Here is a 16,546-nt window from a genome sequence, read left to right on the forward strand (position 1 = left end):
AACATTTTTTCTGATTTCAACCTAAAACTGAATATTAATTTTAAAAAAATGATAATCGTTCGTGTTTTTATGTTTTCCTGTCAAAATCTCCTTTAAAATGGAATAAAAAATCATTAAAAAAAGACCAAATCACAAAAGTGACTTGGTCTTTAAATGGTATTGTCACAGAAAAAAGCTAAACCTTTTTCTTCGTTAGACTACGCATTCAATTTTATTTTTCTTTTTACCGATGTTTTTTCTGCCTTCCACTTAAAGATCCCGTTCAAGAACGAATAGATTCGTTTCGATTCTTTCGTGAGTAAGGGACCTAGGATAGCAAGGATCAATACATAGAGCGCAGAAAAAGGTTTTAATACCGTTGCTAATCCCCCGGCCATGCCGATATTAGCAACAATAATGGAGAACTCACCTCTTGAAACAATCGTCAATCCGATGTTAGAAGACGCTTTATGAGATAGCCCAGCTTTCCTTCCCGCAATCATACCGGCCACAAAGTTTCCGAGAATCGTAATCATTACGGCTCCTAGAGCAAGCCAGACCGCGCCACCCAGTGTGAACGGGTCTATACTCAAACCAAAACTGAAGAAAAAGATCGCCCCGAAAAAGTCTCTAAAAGGAATGATCATATGCTCGATCCGTTCACTGTGCTCTGTCTCAGAAAATACTAATCCTAAAAGCAGGGCACCGATCGCTTCTGCAACATGAATCGTCTCTGAAAATCCAGCGACAAAGAATAAGGTCGCAAGGATCACAATGATAAAAATCTCATTGGACGTGATTGAAAGCAGCTTGTTCAGATGCTTCGTACACGTTCGTGCGATAACAAAGAACATGATCATGTAGCTAAACGCGACCAAAATAGACTTCACTACACCCAACACAGAAGTCGCATCTCCTAATACCAAACCGGAGACGATCGATAGATACACGGCCAAGAAAATATCCTCGAACATGATGATTCCAAGAACCAGTTCCGTTTCGGGATTAGCGGTTCGTTTTAGATCAACGATGACTTTTGCGACGATCGCACTCGATGAAATGGTTATAATTCCAGCTATAATGAGCACTTCTAATAAGGCAAAGCCCATAACGAAAGCATAGAGCAACCCTAACGTAAAGTTAATCAGAATATAGATACTGCCTCCGACGGCAATATTTTTACCCGACCGCACTAACTTTCCTACCGAGAACTCTAAACCAAGATAAAACAACAGAAACAATACACCAACCCTGCCAAAAAAGGTGATGATCTCATTACTGTTTATAAACGTAAAATCCAACACACCAACGACCGGTGCATGGGGACCAACCAACATTCCAAATATAATCAAGAATGGAATGATGGAAAATTTCAATTTGTTTGCGAGTAAAGCTGCGATAGCGATAATAATAAGAGCTGTTCCAACTTCAAGTACGAGGTGATTCGTCATTCACCGGCCACCTCAGTAGAGAACATTTCTTTAATGATTTTCTTCACACCAGCTCTTTCCCCTGAGAGGACAATCATATCCCCTTCATGGATCATCGTTTCAGGTCCAGGGTTCAGCACCTTTTCATTCCCTTTTACAATGGCAATTACAGAAATCTCATATTGTTGGCGGATGTCCAATTCACCAATGGTTTTATTAACCGCATAAGCGCCTCGTTCAATTTTATACCATTCGATCATCAGTTCATCAAACGCCATCTCAATGCTTTCGATAGCTTTTGGACGATAGATCATACCGCCGATGATGGCTGCGAACTGTCTGGCTTCCGTATCACTTAACGTTACGGATGACAAACTTTCTTCATAATCTTCTTTATCAAAATGGTAGATCTCCCGACGTCCATCGTCATGAATAATAACTACCACTTTGTCTCCATTTGCGATTTCTACTTCAAATTTTCTGCCGATTCCGGGTAATTCGATTTCTTTTACGATCATAACAATCTCCTTTTATTCTTTTTAGGTTTAACAAAGGAATAATTGATGAGTTTAACTTTTTAAACTAAGAATTAACCCCTTGTTGTATAAGGGTTCTTAAGAATAAAAAGGATATTGTATGATCGTCAGAGGTAATTCGATTCGAATTGATAAGGAGTAAGAAATATGGCGTCCTTGTGAGTACGTTCACTATAAGGTTGAAAATGCGCGACGGGCAGTTTCGTTTCCATCTGTTTGTTGTTTAACTGGATCGCCATTTGACTCTTTTTTAATTTCTTACTTTTTGTTGGATATTCGCCAATAATGTTTGAGGAATCGAAGGATTCAACCGAGGAAAAATCAAATTCATCATTCGAGGATGAAAGGTTTTTCATGTTATAGTTTGGGACAAGTGATGTTCCGGCAAACACAAACAGCAAAGCCCACAACAAAATCTTCCGCAATTCTTACTCCCCCCTTTCTAAGATTAATTTTAACATATGCATTTACTTAATTGAAGTAAAGCACAAAAGCATCTATAGGCGCATTCCTCATGCTTTTTTTTTGCCCAAAAACCGTTGTTTTCCTATAAAAATCGTTTCATTTGCCAATATTTAAGTTTGACAATCATTTAATTTTCTGACTAAAATATTCTTCATGCAGACAACTCGAACATTACAACAAGAAGAAGGTGATCCAAATTGAAGAAAATAAGAATTAGTTTAGCTTGGCAAATTTTGATCGGACTAGCATTCGGTATCTTGATCGGTGCATTGTTCTACGGAAATGAAACCGTACAGGGCTACTTACAGCCAATTGGAGATATTTTTATCCGTTTGATTAAAATGATCGTCATCCCGATCGTCATTTCGAGTTTGATCGTGGGTGTAGCAAGTGTTGGGGACATTAAACAATTAGGGCGTCTAGGTGGAAAAACCATTCTGTATTTTGAAATCATTACCACGATAGCAATTGTGGTCGGTCTATTCGTCGCTAACATCTTCCAGCCTGGAGCAGGCGTGGATATGAAAACGTTGTCAAAAGGGGATATTTCCAGTTACGTTAAAACAACGGAATCTGTGGAAAGTCACGGTATAGCGGACACATTTATTAACATCGTTCCAACGAACCTTTTTGAATCATTGGCTCAAGGAGATATGCTTGCGATCATCTTCTTTTCCGTGTTATTCGGACTCGGGATTGCAGCGATCGGTGAACGAGGTAAACCGGTATTAGCGTTCTTCCAAGGAACAGCCGATGCCATGTTCTATATCACAAACCAAATCATGAAACTGGCTCCATTCGGTGTATTTGCACTGATCGGTGTGACTGTATCTAAGTTCGGTGTAGAATCCTTAATCCCATTAAGCAAGCTTGTCCTAGTCGTATACGGTGCGATGTTCTTCTTCGTCATCGTCGTATTAGGGGCGGTAGCTGCGATGGTGAAAGTAAACATTATTACACTGATCAAAATTTTAAAAGATGAACTAATCTTAGCGTATTCTACAGCTAGCTCAGAAGCGGTATTACCAAAACTGATGGAGAAAATGGAGAAGTTCGGATGTCCAAAAGCCATCACTTCTTTCGTAATTCCGACAGGTTATTCGTTCAACCTGGACGGATCTACTCTCTATCAAGCAATTGCGGCATTATTCATTGCCCAAATGTATGGCATCGAAATTTCGATTGCTGAACAGATTTCCCTTTTACTTGTGTTGATGGTAACGTCTAAGGGAATCGCAGGTGTTCCTGGCGTATCGTTCGTTGTTCTATTAGCAACGCTTGGTACTGTTGGAATTCCGCTTGAAGGATTAGCATTCATCGCTGGTATTGATAGAATCCTAGATATGGCACGTACGGCAGTTAACGTTGTGGGTAACTCCCTTGCAGCTGTTGTTATGTCTAAATGGGAAGGTCAATACAATCCGATAAAAGCTGAAGAGTACCGCAGACAAGTAAGCTAATTAAATGAGAAGAACCGTGTCGGCAATCATGCTGACACGGTTCTTTTATTTTTTATTCTTCCTTTTCATCCAGAGTTACTTGATTATTTTATAAAATATAAGCATGATGAGTTTGTATTCCCAGACGTTTTATAGGAGGTTGTTGCGTTGTCATCAAATCACATTCTACATATTCTAAACGGCCAAGTAATGGACAAGCATTTCTCAGAAACAAACTACCTTGAAGATGAAAGGAACATTCCTTTTAACGAAGCGATGTGTGTTGGAAAAACCCTGTCAGACATCTTTTCCAAAAAATTTTCAGAGATTCGTTCAATGGTCCACCACGTGACAGTTGATGAATATACGAAAATCACGTTACAGCCCCTTCAGCCATTGTTAAATCACGAGTTTGAAAGAGTTGAACTCTGGTTTGATGCTGATATGTTTTGCCAGATCAATTATCTGACCATTCTCGCCTGGCTCGATCAAGCCAATCATCAAAGCACGATTACACTCCATATCGTTGATGATCACTTTCAACCAATCGAACACTATACCATACGAGCTCAAGGATATTATGAGCTTTACAAACTCGTTTTGATGGAGAAAACGATGCCAGATTCTATCAATCTCGCGCCTTTAAAAAAGGGAGTCGAACTTTATTTAGATTATTTAAAAGAAGACAATGAGATCATGAGGTTCATCCAGGAAAACTTACATCTCTCAGATGATGAACTGACAACTAAACTTTTCAAGAACTATAAGGAGTATGGTCTAGGGGATCTTCAATATCTGGATATGATTAAAAAAAGCCGATTAACTCAACAAAAGTGAGATAATCGGCTTTCTTTTTATTGTTGCGTTTCTGGCTCGGCTTTCATAGCTGGAGCTTGCGGAACCGCTCGTTTAATAAAGAAGGAAACGATCCAGGCAATCACAACTAATCCGAAAGCAAGCAGGAATGCGCTCTTCATTCCGGCAATCATAGCGAGAATCTGCATCGTAACGCCGTCTTCCTTCATTCCCTCATTCTCTAAGAATTGAGCAGACCGATTTGTCATGACCGAAACGAGCAATGCTGTTCCAACAGCACCCGCTACTTGTTGGAGCGTACTGATAATCGCCGTTCCATGCGGATATAACGGAGGCGGCAGTTCATTCAGTGCATTCGTCATGATCGGCATCATAACCATCGAAATACCTAACATCAACAAGGTATTGAAGATCATGATCGTCAAGTAAGCTGTGGTTAAATCGATAAATGCAAATTGTAAAAGCGTGATAGCAACGAGTCCTAACCCGATCAATGCAAGCCACTTTGCACCGAATTTATCAAACAAACGACCTGTGATCGGAGACATAATCCCCATCACAATACCACCTGGGAGCATGATCAGTCCTGCTTTTAAAGGACTGTATCCTAGGGCATTTTGAAGATAAATCGGCAGCAGCAACATGGCCGAAAACATCGCCATCATGATAATCATCATGATCATGGTCGACATTCTAAATATGCTGTACTTAAACGTACGTAGATCTAAGAGTGGCTCTGAGATAGTCAATTGTCTCCATGTAAACAGAACTAAAGCGATGACCCCGACGATGATCGGAATCAACACCTCATGGCTCGACCATCCTCCGCTACCTTCCCCCGAGCTGCTGAAGCCATAAACAATTCCCCCGAACCCTACTGTAGAGAGCAGGAGCGAGATGAGATCGACTTTTGGATTCCTTGTCTCGGTCACGTTCTTAAGCTTCGCCAAAGCAAATCCAATTACGAGGAGTGCAATCGGCAGCACACCGTAAAAAAGCACTCGCCAGCTAAAATGCTCAACTACAATTCCTGAGAGTGTCGGTCCGATCGCTGGAGCAAAGGTAATGACAATACCGATCGTCCCCATCGCCGATCCCCTTTTTTCAAAAGGAACGACAGCAAACACGACATTTGTCAGTAGAGGAAACAGCACTCCAGTACCTGATGCTTGAAGCAGCCTTCCGAGTATAAGGAATTCGATCCCAGGTGAAATGGCGGCGATAAAAGTTCCTAAAGTAAACAATGACATTGCCCCGAGGAACAACGTTCTTGTCGTAAACCGCTGAATAAGATAAGCAGTAACCGGGATGAGGACCCCAATGACCAAGAGGTATCCTGTCGATAGCCATTGCGCGGTACTCGGTTCGATGCCAAAGTCATCCATGATTTTGGTCAGTGCAACATTTAGAAGCGTTTCGTTTAAGATGGCCACGAACACACCTAGAATCATGATGATCACTAACAATAAGTCAGCTTTGCTTCCGAACGTTCCCCTAGTTTCTGATGTATGATCTTGATTATTCACTTTTTCTCCTTTCATTCAAATGGTGTACACAGACTTGCATAACCCTTGAAACGACTTATTGACTGTTGTTCTTCTTGTTAATTTATCTGTATTAGGTTTAACACATTTTCATTAGAACAAACATTCGCGCACTACATAATACCACGATTATGAAGAAACTGACAATCATGCTGTTTCTGGTATTTTTAGGATTTCAAATTAGATGGAAATAGAATACGTAGGCTCACCGAATGTGAGAATATGCTCTTCTTTAAATCCAAGTTTCAGATAAAATTTCTTTCCCGCCTCATTTTCAGGATGGACCGTTAAACGTAGGCACTGACAGGAAGGATGGTTCTGTTTAAGGTGCTGGATTAACGCATTGATCGTTTCAGACCCATAACCCCTTCTTTGAAATTTTTCCCCTATAAAAAAGTGGAATAGCCAATAATCCTCCTTACTGCCTAATGTATAGTGCAGATTGAAAAAGTCGATCATTTCGCCTGAATGATAGACACAATAGGGTTCGATGTTTTTTCCGTCAGGTCTGATATAAGCTTTCGCAAGGGCGATTGCAACAGGCGGAGTAATAGATGCGACGAACTTTTCCTGTTCAGGGCTTACTGATAGTTCCATCGCTGCTCGCCAGCTCTCTGAATCAATCTTCTTAAATTTGATCAAATTCATTCCACTCCCCTCTCAAAAAGAATAATCCCTCTCTACCTTGCTGATTCTGACGGAATAGTTTTTGTACCACTCCGCTTTTCCTTTTTCTTGAGCGATCTTATGTACGGCATGTTCTTTCCACTTTTGAATCGCTTCTAATGAATCCCAATACGAAACAGTAATCCCAAAATCAGCTTCACGTGCACTCTCTATACCCAGGTATCCTTTTTCTTTTGATGCGAACTCAACCATTCTCTCAGCCATGGTCCCGTACCCTTTATCCACTTCGGTTCGTTTAGATGTAAAAATCACCGCATAATAAGGCGGTTCCGGTGTTTTAGCAAAGTTACTCATATCACATTCCCCCGTACCTTTGAATACACCCCTTTATTCATGGCAAGACTATATTTTATAAAGGAGCGATGAAAAATATGAACACAAAAGACTTTAAAGCTGCAAATCTTGCTGAGAACCTGGTCGACGAGATTCAGTCTCTGGAAGATAAGCTCAGCCAGCAAGCGAACAAAAAAGTAGTAGTGATCGCTTATGAACAAGAAGATAACCTGTAAGAGAAATAGACACCTATTTCTCTTTTTTTACTTTCCAGCGAAAAACGCATCCCCGCTGAATTCCCACGCAAATCCCTGAGTTCTTAATCCAAACGTTTTTTAATTCGTTACTAGTTTTGAATCTCCTCTTTTACCCATCGACCTTGGAGAATTATGTTAAATTGATAGTGGAGGTGTTTGGATGGACATCAAGACGGTAATCCACGAATTAAATAATAATGGAATGATAGAGCCGATCGTAGAAACAAAGCAATTAAGCGGCGGGACAACGAGCAAGCTATACCTGCTTCACGACAACAAAACGAATCAATACGTTGTAAAGTTTAATGAGCCTCATGTGTTAGAAGCTGAATCTCACTTTCTAGCTTTTTATAAGGATATTGATTTTTTGCCTGACCTCTTATATACAGACCCGTCTCATCGGTACATCGTTTATACTTTTGTTTCCGGTGCAGTGAATTATCCTCGTAAACATAAAAAGGAGATGCTGCAGACACTGGCAGACCATCTGATCAATCACTATAGACCTGTTGAAAAAGCTGACGGCTGGGGGTGGACAGATGAACCCGCCGATTCGTGGTCAAACTACTTATTTAAAAGAGCAAACGATTCAAGAACCATGTTGGATCCTTATCTCAAAAAAGAAGATCATGACTTTGTTCTGAATCTCGTAAATAGCACCGACAGGAATAATGACACTACGAAACGATACTTGTTGCATGGTGATTGCGGTGTCCATAATTTTATTTTTAATGAAGGAAAGTTGACTAGTGTAATCGATCCGACTCCTGTCCACGGTGATCCACTGTATGATTTAATCTACGCTTTTTGTTCTTCACCCGATGACTTAACGAAAGAAACAATAAAATCATGTGCGAACCGATTACAAACGGCAAAAAACAAGAATGATAGATTGTTGTACGAGGAAGTGTTAATCGGTCTTTACTTCAGAATGGCAACATGCACCCTTCATCATCCTGAAGACCTTCAGGAATACCTTCAGTCCTGGGCTTACTGGAAAGATATCGTAAGGTCGGCGGCTATCAAATAGTAACGTGGAGAAAATTATGGCATACAGCGATAAAGAAGTAATGATCAGACCCATAACGGATGAAGATCTACCAACAAAAACGCCTGATCACTTCACATCAGGCGTTCTTTCGTTCATGTTCTATGTAAGAACCAGGTCACGATTTCTTACTTGTTCTCGTCTTCTTTCTCTTTCATTGGTTCGATTGATCAGAACACTTCTGTATTGAGCGGCTCGATGGAGTTTTCCTAATAAGGAAGCGCGGGTGTTAGCGATGGACAGATCCATGCCGTTGAAAAAAATAACACTGGAACGTTTATGACCAGTTCTATCAATTCTTCGGATGTGAGGTTGTGCTAGCCAGATGCAGGTATCGTTTCGTGGTGATTGGATCGGGAAAAAATAGAGGTCAAGTTTTGAATCGATCATGATCGGAGCGAAGCACATCTTTCCCATATTGATGCGTGCTGCTTCCTTTTTTCCATCGTAAGAGCCCCCATAGTACAGGCAGTTATCTTTGATGAGACGTAAAGGTTTCTTTTCAACCAGGATGACCGCTTCACGTTCATATACTTCAGAACATACAGCTCCTCTCTCATTGATGAATGGAACGATAGCCATCGTATCTTCATTAATCTCGTAATCCTTTACTTTTTGATGCGTTAATGTGAAGTTCATTCATTTCCTCCTAAATTTCAGTTTTATTCAATCAACTTAACTAATAACTACCCCATTATTCCTCCTGTTTAGATTTTATAGTACAAATTACCCCTGTAGGATGTACTATTTAGTAAGATATTACCATTCAACTTTTCACAAGTCTACACTTTTCGTCAAAATTTTTAAAATATTTAGAAATTTGTTAACCGACAGGGAAAATAAGATTACCTAATAGGCCATTTATGAGGTCCTTTGTGTTCTCTTACGACGATGAGTTTAAAAAAAGGATCTTTTATGAAATGATGGCTGACCAGAGTCAGCCTTCTTTAATCAATAGTCTTAATGAAGTTTACGGTACGTGTTTTTTTATTTTGTTACACGTTCGCGCAAGATGACCCACTTTTCGCTCAAAATCCTCGAGTTACGCGCAGAATCGTCGAGCTACGCTCAAAATTCCTTATCTTCGCTCAGAATGAGTGCTTTTTCGCTCAAACTGGATGAGCCGAGTCTTACTTAGCACTAACAACTGCTTGATAGGAGGTCATTTTAGTTTGAATTCTTGCAATGTTTAAGATCTTAGCTAGTTTTGATTCATCAAAACGTCCCCTTTTTTCTCGTATTTCATATAAAAAAGGGCTTGAACTCAAAAGTTAGTACACTTTTGAGCCAGCCCCTCCATTCATACTTTCCTTTTCTTTTTCTTCCCCTTTACCTCTTCTCTAAACGACTTAAGTAAAGATGCCGTCATGAGCAGAAGGACAAAGGATAATGGGAACGCGCTGACGATAATGGCTGTCTGCATCGCGTTCAATCCTCCTGAGAGCATTAAGACGATCGCTGAAGCAGAAAGGATAAGTCCCCAGATGATTTTTACAACGTTAGGCGGGTTCAAGCTCCCGTTTGTCGTCTGCATACCCAAGACGAACGTTGCCGAGTCTGCCGATGTAATAAAGAACGTCGAAATCAGGAACAATGTCAAAACGATCAATACCATCGCGAACGGCAGCTGCTGATACACAAAGAAAAGCGCCGTTTCTAGCGATTGTTCAGATACCTTTAATTTCTCGAATATCTCTAAATAGATTCCTGTTCCACCGAACACGGCAAACCAGATCACACATACGAGTGTAGGAATAACCAACACCGCAATGACGAACTCCCTTACTGTCCTACCTTTAGAAACACGTGCGATGAACGTTCCGACAAACGGCGCCCATGCGATCCACCAAGCCCAATAGAAAATCGTCCAGTCCTGCACCCATGTTGCATTTTCTTTATTAAACGGTGCGAGACGAAGTCCTAAGCTCGGTAAATACTGAATATAGCCACCAAACGTCGTCACCATCAAATCAAGTAAAAAAACGGTCGGACCAAGGAACAGAAACAAAAAGAATATGACTACTGCCAATATCAGATTTGCATTACTCAAATACTTGATCCCTTTTTTGACACCTGTTGCTGCAGAAACAAGATAGAGCAAGGTCACGATACCTATAATCAGTAGCTGGACCGTAAAGTTATTCGGAATGCCAAATACATAGTTCATTCCTACATTAATCTGTGCGGCACCAAGGCCCAATGAGGCAGCCACTCCAAAGATCGTTGCAAACACTGCAACAATATCAATGACAGTACCAATTGGTCCCTTCACTTTTTCACCAATTAGCGGATAGAGCGTAACACTCATCAATCCAGGAAGACCTTTCCGAAACTTATAATACGCCAAGACCAAAGCGATCGTCGCGTATATCGCCCAGGCATGGAACCCCCAGTGTAGATAGGTATAGCGAAGCGCTATATTCGCAGCCTGCGTGGTCCCTCCTTCTCCAACTGGCGGTGTAGAGAAATGGGAGATCGGCTCTGATACACCGAAGAACAGGAGACCGATCCCCATCCCAGCACTGAATAGCATGGCAAACCACGTCGGCCGGCTGAACTCCGGCTTGTCCTCGTCCTTACCTAACTTAATTTTCCCGTATTTACTAAACACTAAGAACAGTGCGAATATAAGGAAGAACGTTGCAATCAACTGATAATACCAGCCAAAATTATTTAAGAAAAACCCTTTCCAGACCGTCATCACACTCTCTAAATATTTCGGTGAGATCACACCCCACGCTACAAAGATGATGGAGATGACGAGTGAAAACCAAAACACTTTCGTAACCTGATTCACATTCAACCACACTTTCCTTCTAGAATTTACCTCTTATTCATTATGTACAAAAACAAAGGTATTCATAAAAAAGCAGTTTATCATACTTTCTGCGGTTTATAGAAATGATTACACAATAAAAAAGCTGCTCCAATCTAATCTGACACTGCTTACTTCTTTCCATTACTCTTTCTTCTATAAAAGGAAATTGATTCCTTTATATTGACACATAACCAAAAGGTGTTATATTCTAAACACGAAACCAAATGGTTATATTTTAAGAGGAGTTGAACATATGTCATCATTACCAGATATTAAACAAACCGCTCTATTTAACGCACCGATTCAAAAGGTATGGAGTTCTGTTTCTACTGCAGAAGGCATATCATCTTGGTTCATGCCGAACGATTTTAAAGCAGAAGAAGGACATGAATTTCATATCCAGTCCCCTTTTGGCCCATCACCATGCAAAGTATTGGTGATCGACGAACCTCACAAGATTTCCTTTAGCTGGGATACAGATGGCTGGGTGGTTACCTTCTTATTAAAAGAGCAAGGGGATAAGACAGAGTTCACACTTATTCATAGCGGATGGAAAGAGGAAGATGAGATCGTTGGCAAAGCAGGAGAAAAAAGCTCTGTTATCCGTGACCGCATGAACGGCGGCTGGGTAGGTATTGTTCAAGACCTGAAAAAGGTGGTTGAGGGTTAAGTGGCAGCACCAGCTGAAAAACATGATGTTTTTAAAGCAATCGCTGACCCGACAAGACGGGAAGTCCTCCGCCTGCTCTCAGAAAGTGAACGTCCAATCTCCGAGATCGCCGATCATTTTGACATGAGCCGGACGGCGGTAACCAAGCACCTGAACATCCTAAAAGAGGCTGAATTGATCTCGGGACGCAAAGAAGGCCGCGAAAAGATCTATCAACTGCATCCGGAACCATTAACCGAAGTGAAGCAGTGGCTCTCCTATTACGAAAGGTTCTGGGAGAACAAACTGTCTATGCTGAAGCATTTAGTTGAGGACGAAAAATAAAGTGAAAGAGACGAATGAGAATGCAGGTATTTGCGTTTTTAATTCAGTCTCTTTTTTAGTATAAAAGTAAATAATAGCCCCATACTAACTTTTGTTACGGTTTTCTATAAAAGGAGAAAGCATATGAATTTTAAACAAAACATAAGGAGTGTAGTTATGGGAATCTTAAGTGGCAATCCAAAAGATGAGCCAATGCATTACGGCGAAATATATGGAGCTTGGACTCACTTGTTAACCAATCAAGGAATGATCGCGGGCTACCAAGTGTTTGCGAACCATACAGGCGACAGCGATCTGAAAAAGCTGGTTGAAGAAGCGATTGAAGGGCTTAAAAATGAGAACAAGCAAATTGAAGAATTACTGAAGGCGAATGGCGTCGGATTACCACCTGCACCCCCAGAGCGACCGGTAGCAAAACTAGAAGATATTCCTCCAGGAGCAAGGTTCCTTGATCCTGAAATCAGTGCTTCTGTTTCAAAAGATGTGGCAGCAGGACTCGTGGCTTGCAGCACCATGATTGGTCAAAGCATTCGTGAAGATATTGGAGTTATGTACGGACAATTTCATATGGCAAAAGCACAATTTGGTGCAAAGATGCTGAAATTAAACAAAGAAAAAGGATGGTTAGTTCCTCCTCCTTTACAAGTTAAAGCAAGTGAATAGGTAAAAAAAGAGCAGAGATTTCTTTGCTCTTTTTTTATGCTTATAAATCACACTTCGTTTAAGGCATTGAACGGGTTATATAGTAGATCGCAGCAGTTAGTGCTACTATATTAGATATCTTTATTAACCTTTTAATAAAAAGTTTACTAATCTGATTATGAATAAGAACACCGAACAGGATTAGAAACAACCAAAAAGTTAGCCCGCCGAATGAAAACAGGTATTCGGAATTCGCAAGCCAAAGAACCACGATTATTACATAAACTAAAAGAAGTACTCTACCAATTATGCTCATCTTTGTTTCGCTCCTTTTCGATATTTACTATAACTGTAAATTTTCTATATTATATAGTAGGAACTGAATCAATAAGAAAATGATAGCCATCTAATTTCAAATTAGATGGCTGTCTCCATTTATCACTTTTACTTTTGCACTGCTTGAATTTCCGGTTCTATCAAATCCGTTTCTGGCGGGATATACCCGAGGATACGGCCGATCTTTACAATTTGTCCTTTGTGATGGAATTCGTGGGTTGTGGTATGTGTGTAAAGCCAGAGAGCTGTGAACTCTGCGCGATTGCCGCTTCTAAATGTGACAAGCGTGGACTCATTCCAGTCTCCTTTAAATCGATTCAGAAATTCATGGACCAACGCATCATTCTCCATAAAAATTTCGCGCATCTCTAAAACGGTTCGAACGGATTCAGGTTTGATCTCGGCAAGCGGTTTTCCAAACGCACGATTCCCGAGCCAAATGCGGTAGCAATTCACGACATGAACATGCAGGTTACGGATCGAATCCCCGGCAAAACTATCAATCTCTTTTACATAATCCTCAGGTGTCATCGATTCACAATACCGAAATAACGTTTCCCTTGTTCGCTGGATCCAATCATACTGACTCACGAATACATCCATCTTCCCACTCTCCTTAAAGGAATTTTCACACATGTATAATTTTAACATAAAAAAAGCTTAAAGAGTCGTTACCCTTTAAGCTCGCTTTATGATCTTAGTGGTGTTCTCTTTATTCTTCCCCATTTGACTGTGCACGAGAGGTGACAGGCTTCGCCTCAACCCCCTGAATGAATTCAGTTGGCGGACAGCCCATATATTTATTGAATACGGCATGATATTGTTTGTAATCACTGAAGCCTACTTTTTCGGCGATTTCATACATCATGTATTGTTTCGATAGCAATAAGGGGATGGAGGCTTGGATTCTTTGTTGATTTAGGAAATGGTTGAACGTGCGATTCGTATCCTTTTTAAACACTCGGCTTAAATAACTGGAACTCACACACAATTCCTGCGCCAAATCCTCAAGATTGATCTTTTCCGCATATCGGGACTGAATACTTTCAATCACTTTGCGTGTATACGTATTATAGGATCGCATCTCTTCTTTTTCCGGAAAAAGCAGCTTCATCGAAGACTTGTCCATTTTCTGCTGAAGGATTTCTTGCTTCTTTTTTTCTCTGATCTTTTGTACCAATTTATCCATCATTGTTTTTAAAATCTCTTCATCAATGGGTTTAAGCAAATAATCAAAGACCTGTAATTGGATGCATTTTTTCGTATACTCAAAATCACTGTAACTGGAAAGTACAACCGTTTCAAAATCATGAAAGCGGGAAGCCTCTTGGATCATGTCGGTACCATTTAAAATGGGCATCTTGATATCTGTAATCACAAGATCAGGCTTGAGCGCGATAATTTTCTCCAGTCCTTCTTGGCCATTGGCGGCTTCACCGATGATTTCCGTCTGCATGCCCTTCCAGTCGATCGTATACATCATCCCTTTGCGGATCATTTGTTCATCCTCCACTATCAATGCCGTTATCATCCGAACTTCCCTCCTTTATGATTGGCAATCGAACCACAACAAGCGTTCCTACACCCTTTTCACTAAAGATTCGTAAGCCGTACCGCTTACCGTATAACAATCGGATTCTGCGATTCACATTGTAAATCCCGATATGATTCGTATCATTTTCCTCAACGAGAAGCGAATCTTTCAATGCTTTTAATCGTTCCTTTTCGATCCCTTCCCCATGATCACGAATAATTAAGTACAACGCTTTTTTCGTGCTCCGTATCAGAATTTCAATCTTCAAGTTTGCTTTGGTTTGAAAACCGTATTTAATCGAATTCTCAACGAGTGGCTGAATAATCAGTTTAGGAAGAGGATACTCTTCGGTTCCGGGTTGAACATCAATCGTGTAATCTAATGCATCGCCGAAGCGGGTTTTCTGCAAAGTCAGGTAGTCTCGCAAGTAATTGATATCAGCTTCAATCCGATTGAACTGCATATTATTGCTAATGCTATATCGGAGTAATTTGGAGAGGATCACAATTAACCGCTCCGCTTTTGCAGGATTGATTTTCGTTATATATTTAATGTTCTCTAAGGTGTTAAATAAAAAATGCGGGTCAATTTGCATCTCTAACTGCTTCAGTTCGGCTTGAGAACTTCTTTTAACCGACTCGTTGTTCTCCTTTATTAAACAATCAATATCGTGAAGAAGCTGTTGGACATATACTCCGATGACCTGGAACTCATCTTCTTTATCAAATTTGACTTCCTGGTTAAAATGCCCCTGTTTGGCATTCGTGATCACTTCTAACAATTGGTCGATCGACCGCATTTTTTTCCTTGTCGATTGGTTGGCAAAAGCAATCGTTCCGATGGTAATGAGGAGAAAGACTCCAATCAGTGTAAACAACCCGATCTTATAAAGCTTCTTAAATAAACTAATATACAAAATCGAATGGACTTGAATCGTCTCGTCCATCATAGAGATCTTATTTAAAATATACCGGTTGCCATCTACGGCTCTCAATTTCCCGGCCTGTGTTAAGAGCATCTCATTCGAAGTTAAGATACTGTTCTCATACTGATCGGTGATCACGATATCGGTATAATGCACATTGTTCATCTGCTGCCGGAACTTGTTCTCCAACAGGTTAAAAATGATATAACCCGTGACCTGACCATGCTTATCATAAATCGGGTTAGCAATATTATAGAAGACTCTGTCGTTCTTTAACGTTTGCCGGTTCGGATACATCAAGCTTTTCGCTTCATCACCCTTTTTCAACCGTTTGTTTAAGTACCATACCGCGTTCTTATGGTTATCATCAGGTTCCTCGGTCCAGTTGGTGGCAAGCACATTTCCCTCTGAATCTATAACTAAAAACAAGCTGTTTAGTTTTTGTTCATTTACTGCATTATACAACTTCCCGTACATCTCTTGGCGATACGAACTATTAAATTCTAATCGATCCATATCCATCTCACTTGCTAGTTTTACGCTCTGGTTTGAGATTTGTGAGAATTTCAACTGCAGTTCATCGGCTACTTTTTTCCCTTCGTTATACGTGTTCTCTTCTAAAATTTGATAGCTGATCACGAAAAAGAGATTATAGAAGATGAACACGATGATGGCTACCGGAACGATTCCAAAGCCGATCAGTGACCGTTTTAACTCTTTACGATAGAGACTGGATACCTTCATCCTTTGTTCCATGTGCCTGCCCCTTTTACCAAGATGATAGATTCAATGTAGAAAAAGACAACTCATTTCTATAGAGTTG

The 16,546-nt window shown here is 40.4% G+C and carries 19 protein-coding genes; 7 read left to right on the forward strand and 12 right to left on the reverse strand.

Annotation, left to right across the window (positions count from 1 at the left end):
* Positions 1-197: 197 nt before the first annotated feature.
* From M3206_RS06615 to M3206_RS06625, 3 genes are all read right to left on the reverse strand, one after another.
* Entirely contained in the window at positions 198-1,430 is a 1,233-nt protein-coding gene (locus tag M3206_RS06615) for a cation:proton antiporter (RefSeq protein WP_251311729.1), read from the reverse strand.
* Complete coding sequence (locus M3206_RS06620) at positions 1,427-1,927, reverse strand: cation:proton antiporter regulatory subunit (RefSeq protein ID WP_251311730.1); 501 nt, start codon at positions 1,925-1,927, stop codon at positions 1,427-1,429. Before M3206_RS06620 ends, M3206_RS06615 begins: the two co-directional genes overlap by 4 nt.
* Positions 1,928-2,052: 125 nt before the next feature.
* The gene (locus M3206_RS06625) at positions 2,053-2,370 is read right to left on the reverse strand and encodes a hypothetical protein (RefSeq protein ID WP_251311731.1); all 318 of its coding nucleotides are present in this window, start codon (positions 2,368-2,370) and stop codon (positions 2,053-2,055) included.
* 246 nt (positions 2,371-2,616) lie between these two features.
* Here M3206_RS06625 and M3206_RS06630 point away from each other — a divergent pair, with 246 nt between their 5' ends.
* Complete coding sequence (locus M3206_RS06630; RefSeq protein ID WP_425590714.1) at positions 2,617-3,870, forward strand: cation:dicarboxylate symporter family transporter; 1,254 nt, start codon at positions 2,617-2,619, stop codon at positions 3,868-3,870.
* A gap of 147 nt (positions 3,871-4,017) precedes the next feature.
* Positions 4,018-4,686, forward strand: a complete 669-nt coding sequence (locus M3206_RS06635; protein WP_251311733.1) for an AraC family transcriptional regulator — start codon at positions 4,018-4,020, stop codon at positions 4,684-4,686.
* Positions 4,687-4,703: 17 nt separating this feature from the next.
* On the opposite strand, the gene M3206_RS06640 is transcribed toward M3206_RS06635, so the two are convergent.
* The 3 genes from M3206_RS06640 to M3206_RS06650 form a co-directional block, all read right to left on the reverse strand.
* Positions 4,704-6,191, reverse strand: a complete 1,488-nt coding sequence (locus M3206_RS06640; protein WP_251311734.1) for an MDR family MFS transporter — start codon at positions 6,189-6,191, stop codon at positions 4,704-4,706.
* Positions 6,192-6,389: 198 nt separating this feature from the next.
* On the reverse strand, positions 6,390-6,857 hold the full coding sequence (locus M3206_RS06645; protein ID WP_251311735.1) for a GNAT family N-acetyltransferase: 468 nt from the start codon (positions 6,855-6,857) through the stop codon (positions 6,390-6,392).
* Positions 6,858-6,869: 12 nt separating this feature from the next.
* Positions 6,870-7,190, reverse strand: coding sequence for an antibiotic biosynthesis monooxygenase family protein (locus M3206_RS06650; RefSeq protein WP_251311736.1), 321 nt, complete (start codon positions 7,188-7,190; stop codon positions 6,870-6,872).
* Positions 7,191-7,267: 77 nt separating this feature from the next.
* On the opposite strand from M3206_RS06650, the gene M3206_RS06655 reads away from it, so the two are divergent.
* Together M3206_RS06655 and M3206_RS06660 are read left to right on the forward strand one after the other, a co-directional pair.
* The gene (locus M3206_RS06655) at positions 7,268-7,405 is read left to right on the forward strand and encodes a hypothetical protein (RefSeq protein WP_251311737.1); all 138 of its coding nucleotides are present in this window, start codon (positions 7,268-7,270) and stop codon (positions 7,403-7,405) included.
* Positions 7,406-7,586: 181 nt separating this feature from the next.
* The gene (locus M3206_RS06660; protein WP_251311738.1) at positions 7,587-8,456 is read left to right on the forward strand and encodes an aminoglycoside phosphotransferase family protein; all 870 of its coding nucleotides are present in this window, start codon (positions 7,587-7,589) and stop codon (positions 8,454-8,456) included.
* Between the two features lie 120 nt (positions 8,457-8,576).
* Here M3206_RS06660 and M3206_RS06665 read toward each other — a convergent pair whose 3' ends face one another.
* Entirely contained in the window at positions 8,577-9,113 is a 537-nt protein-coding gene (locus M3206_RS06665; RefSeq protein ID WP_251311739.1) for a competence protein ComK, read from the reverse strand.
* 661 nt (positions 9,114-9,774) lie between these two features.
* Positions 9,775-11,271, reverse strand: a complete 1,497-nt coding sequence (locus tag M3206_RS06670) for a glycine betaine uptake BCCT transporter (protein ID WP_251311846.1) — start codon at positions 11,269-11,271, stop codon at positions 9,775-9,777.
* A gap of 274 nt (positions 11,272-11,545) precedes the next feature.
* Here M3206_RS06670 and M3206_RS06675 point away from each other — a divergent pair, with 274 nt between their 5' ends.
* From M3206_RS06675 to M3206_RS06685, 3 genes are all read left to right on the forward strand, one after another.
* Positions 11,546-11,962 (forward strand): SRPBCC family protein, encoded by a 417-nt coding sequence (locus M3206_RS06675; protein ID WP_251311740.1) that lies wholly within the window; start codon positions 11,546-11,548, stop codon positions 11,960-11,962.
* Positions 11,963-12,286: an ArsR/SmtB family transcription factor gene (locus M3206_RS06680; RefSeq protein WP_251311741.1), complete on the forward strand. Its 324-nt coding sequence runs from the start codon at positions 11,963-11,965 to the stop codon at positions 12,284-12,286.
* Positions 12,287-12,442: 156 nt separating this feature from the next.
* Positions 12,443-12,949: a DUF3231 family protein gene (locus tag M3206_RS06685; RefSeq protein WP_251311847.1), complete on the forward strand. Its 507-nt coding sequence runs from the start codon at positions 12,443-12,445 to the stop codon at positions 12,947-12,949.
* A gap of 58 nt (positions 12,950-13,007) precedes the next feature.
* On the opposite strand, the gene M3206_RS06690 is transcribed toward M3206_RS06685, so the two are convergent.
* From M3206_RS06690 to M3206_RS06705, 4 genes are all read right to left on the reverse strand, one after another.
* A complete protein-coding gene (locus M3206_RS06690) occupies positions 13,008-13,244 on the reverse strand; it encodes a hypothetical protein (RefSeq protein ID WP_251311742.1) in 237 nt (78 codons plus the stop codon).
* 128 nt (positions 13,245-13,372) lie between these two features.
* A complete protein-coding gene (locus tag M3206_RS06695; RefSeq protein WP_251311743.1) occupies positions 13,373-13,867 on the reverse strand; it encodes a DinB family protein in 495 nt (164 codons plus the stop codon).
* Positions 13,868-13,976: 109 nt separating this feature from the next.
* Positions 13,977-14,795 carry a response regulator transcription factor gene (locus M3206_RS06700; protein ID WP_251311744.1) on the reverse strand — a complete coding sequence of 273 codons (819 nt, stop codon included), beginning with the start codon at positions 14,793-14,795 and terminating at the stop codon, positions 13,977-13,979.
* On the reverse strand, positions 14,767-16,479 hold the full coding sequence (locus M3206_RS06705; protein WP_251311745.1) for a cache domain-containing sensor histidine kinase: 1,713 nt from the start codon (positions 16,477-16,479) through the stop codon (positions 14,767-14,769). Before M3206_RS06705 ends, M3206_RS06700 begins: the two co-directional genes overlap by 29 nt.
* Positions 16,480-16,546 lie beyond the last annotated feature (67 nt).

It is taken from the genome of Fictibacillus phosphorivorans (assembly GCF_023715845.1).
Lineage (GTDB): Bacteria > Bacillota > Bacilli > Bacillales > Fictibacillaceae > Fictibacillus > Fictibacillus phosphorivorans_D.

What these genes read in the sequence shown, in the direction of transcription:
- M3206_RS06700 (WP_251311744.1), bottom strand. Translation starts at nt 14,795, where the DNA reads ATGATAACGGCATTGATAGTGGAGGATGAACAAATGATCCGCAAAGGG.
- M3206_RS06645 (WP_251311735.1), bottom strand. Translation starts at nt 6,857, where the DNA reads ATGAATTTGATCAAATTTAAGAAGATTGATTCAGAGAGCTGGCGAGCA.
- M3206_RS06690 (WP_251311742.1), bottom strand. Translation starts at nt 13,244, where the DNA reads ATGAGCATAATTGGTAGAGTACTTCTTTTAGTTTATGTAATAATCGTG.
- M3206_RS06695 (WP_251311743.1), bottom strand. Translation starts at nt 13,867, where the DNA reads ATGGATGTATTCGTGAGTCAGTATGATTGGATCCAGCGAACAAGGGAA.
- M3206_RS06660 (WP_251311738.1), top strand. Translation starts at nt 7,587, where the DNA reads ATGGACATCAAGACGGTAATCCACGAATTAAATAATAATGGAATGATA.
- M3206_RS06650 (WP_251311736.1), bottom strand. Translation starts at nt 7,190, where the DNA reads ATGAGTAACTTTGCTAAAACACCGGAACCGCCTTATTATGCGGTGATT.
- M3206_RS06655 (WP_251311737.1), top strand. Translation starts at nt 7,268, where the DNA reads ATGAACACAAAAGACTTTAAAGCTGCAAATCTTGCTGAGAACCTGGTC.
- M3206_RS06615 (WP_251311729.1), bottom strand. Translation starts at nt 1,430, where the DNA reads ATGACGAATCACCTCGTACTTGAAGTTGGAACAGCTCTTATTATTATC.
- M3206_RS06665 (WP_251311739.1), bottom strand. Translation starts at nt 9,113, where the DNA reads ATGAACTTCACATTAACGCATCAAAAAGTAAAGGATTACGAGATTAAT.
- M3206_RS06685 (WP_251311847.1), top strand. Translation starts at nt 12,443, where the DNA reads ATGGGAATCTTAAGTGGCAATCCAAAAGATGAGCCAATGCATTACGGC.
- M3206_RS06620 (WP_251311730.1), bottom strand. Translation starts at nt 1,927, where the DNA reads ATGATCGTAAAAGAAATCGAATTACCCGGAATCGGCAGAAAATTTGAA.
- M3206_RS06705 (WP_251311745.1), bottom strand. Translation starts at nt 16,479, where the DNA reads ATGGAACAAAGGATGAAGGTATCCAGTCTCTATCGTAAAGAGTTAAAA.
- M3206_RS06675 (WP_251311740.1), top strand. Translation starts at nt 11,546, where the DNA reads ATGTCATCATTACCAGATATTAAACAAACCGCTCTATTTAACGCACCG.